General features: G+C 46.9%; 3 protein-coding genes. 1 reads left to right on the top strand and 2 read right to left on the bottom strand.

Going from position 1 to position 2,159, the window contains the following annotated elements:
- Positions 1-75 precede the first annotated feature (75 nt).
- Positions 76-1,032, bottom strand: coding sequence for a VOC family protein (locus A6K76_RS16370; protein WP_066466647.1), 957 nt, complete (start codon positions 1,030-1,032; stop codon positions 76-78).
- A 41-nt stretch (positions 1,033-1,073) separates the two neighbouring features.
- Here A6K76_RS16370 and A6K76_RS16365 point away from each other — a divergent pair, with 41 nt between their 5' ends.
- A complete protein-coding gene (locus A6K76_RS16365; RefSeq protein ID WP_066466646.1) occupies positions 1,074-1,640 on the top strand; it encodes an alpha/beta hydrolase in 567 nt (188 codons plus the stop codon).
- A 117-nt stretch (positions 1,641-1,757) separates the two neighbouring features.
- Here A6K76_RS16365 and A6K76_RS16360 read toward each other — a convergent pair.
- A partial coding sequence (locus A6K76_RS16360; protein WP_211271785.1) for a hypothetical protein occupies positions 1,758-2,159 on the bottom strand: 402 nt, incomplete at its 5' end.

Here is a 2,159-nt window from a genome sequence, read left to right as displayed (position 1 = left end):
GTGCACACTCTTTTTCAAGTGTCCACTCCACAGGTACCATATTAAACGATATGCCGTTTCACATCACCTTTTTTATTATTGCTCCTTCAGCTTACTTTCAATCCAGCCGCGGCGCTTTTCTAAAAATTCCGGCAACATAAGCGGAATCGCATCGAAGTCCGTTGTATCAATCGGCTCCTTCGTAAAGTTCGTATACTCGGTCGCAATTTCAATAAGCAAGCTGTTTGGCTCGCGGTAATAAATCGACTGGAAAAATTCGCGGTCTTTAATGCCTGAATTGTACATATTTTTTGCAAGCAAGCCGTCTTCCAGCTCCAGCAAATGGCTGTAGCTCGTCGCATTGAGTGCGATATGCTGCACCGCGCCAACGCCCGACACTTCAAGCGCACGGTGACGGTCCTCGATGAAATGCAGCTCTTGGTCAAATAGCGTGTCGCCTTTTAAGCGAACGACTGTGACGTTGTGCTGCTGGTCAACGAACGTGCGCGCCACCTCGACGTCAAACAGCTGTTGCAAGCTACGAATAGAAGCGGCACTGTAGCGCACGCGGCTATGAAACGCATGAATGCCGTAAATCGCATGTTGAAGCGGAATGTCGTCCGTCTCTCGCCCGTAATACGCCTCGCCTTCACGTTGCGGCACTGCCATGACCGCTAGTTGCACGCCGTCTTGATCCTCAAAGCGTAAAATCGAACGCCCGTCATATTGCTCAATGTCGCACGTAAACACGCCTGCTGCTTCTAGTCGCTCATGCCAAAACGTAAGTGACTCCTCGCTCGGCACCGCAAAAACGGTACGCTCAAGCGAATTCGTGCCAAACGTTTTGTCGTTGCCGTTTTTCACTTCAAAGACGCTAAACTCTGTACCAGGACGCCCCGTCGTATCACCGAAAAACAAATGATACATTTCTAAGTCGTCTTGGTTAACCGTTTTCAATAGAAAATCAAGTCCGAGTAGTTTATGATAAAATTGGAAAGATTGTTTATGGTCACGATTCATAACTGATACGTGATGAATGAAAGGGCTTGTCATAAAAAGGCACATCCTTATTAAATTTTTTGGAGTGATAATGTATGGAGTATTTTAACATAGACGGCAGTACAAATGCATGCTTTGCCCTTTTCCACGGAACAGGTGGCAATGAATATAGCTTGTTACAAATTGCTGGAGACATCGACGCCAATGCGCGCATCGTGTCATTTATCGGTGACGTAGGGGAGAAGGAACACCGCCGCTTCTTCGCGCCACTAGCAAACGGTCAGCTCGTGCGCGACGATTTTAACGCGCGCATCGAACGTTTTTTAGCGCAGTGGGACGAGCTCGCAATCGAAGGCGACGTAACGCTTCTTGGCTTTTCAAACGGTGCGAACTTTTTACTCGGCGTGTTAGAGCAGCGACCAAACATTGCCGACCGCGTCGTACTGCTGCACCCGTCAAACTTGCAGTATACGTTTAACGGCACGCACGCGACAAAGCTGTACATTACCGCAGGCGCGCTCGATACGCTTGCCATTCCAGGAGACACGATGAAGCTTGCGAAACAGCTCGAGCAGCATTTTCCGGTGACGATGAAGCTGTTTGACGGCGCACACAACGTAAGTGATGAGGAAATTACGTACTTGCAGAAGGTGCTTGCGTAAAATTATCATAAAGAACCCCGCAACGTGTTAAGAGCGCTTTGCGGGGTTCTTTGTGACGTAGTAACGGTGATTGCTAAATGAGTTAGCGATTGTTGTCGCCCAGTGCGATGCCATTCATTATAATTGATACACACTTGGCTCTATTTCCGTAATAATTTCGATATAAAGCGTAGAGGTCACGAATAAATGGTGTTGCGCGTCAGGTCGAATGTCTTTTCTCGATGGATGTTGCGCATCGTACCACTTCATATACTGTGAATTTGCGACTTTGTAAAAGGTAGGTCCATAGTCGAGCGCCGCCGCTTCTGCTGTTTCAAAAAATTCCGCAATTAACTCCTCTATAGATGGTAGCGTCAATTCCTCTGTCATACGAAATGTAAGAAATGGCTGCTTTCCTTCACTTTCGATTGCCTCATAGATGAAACGATATTGTTCATTCGTTTCGATATTTTCAAATAATAAAATAAAGTGCCAAGCGTGTTGATTAGCCATTAAACTGGCATTTCGCGTATGGTGGCT

The sequence above is a fragment of the Caryophanon latum genome (genome assembly GCF_001700325.1).
Classification (GTDB): domain Bacteria; phylum Bacillota; class Bacilli; order Bacillales_A; family Planococcaceae; genus Caryophanon; species Caryophanon latum.
The sequence above is the reverse complement of the archived record's forward strand: the minus strand, read 5'-3'. Positions and strand labels throughout refer to the sequence as shown.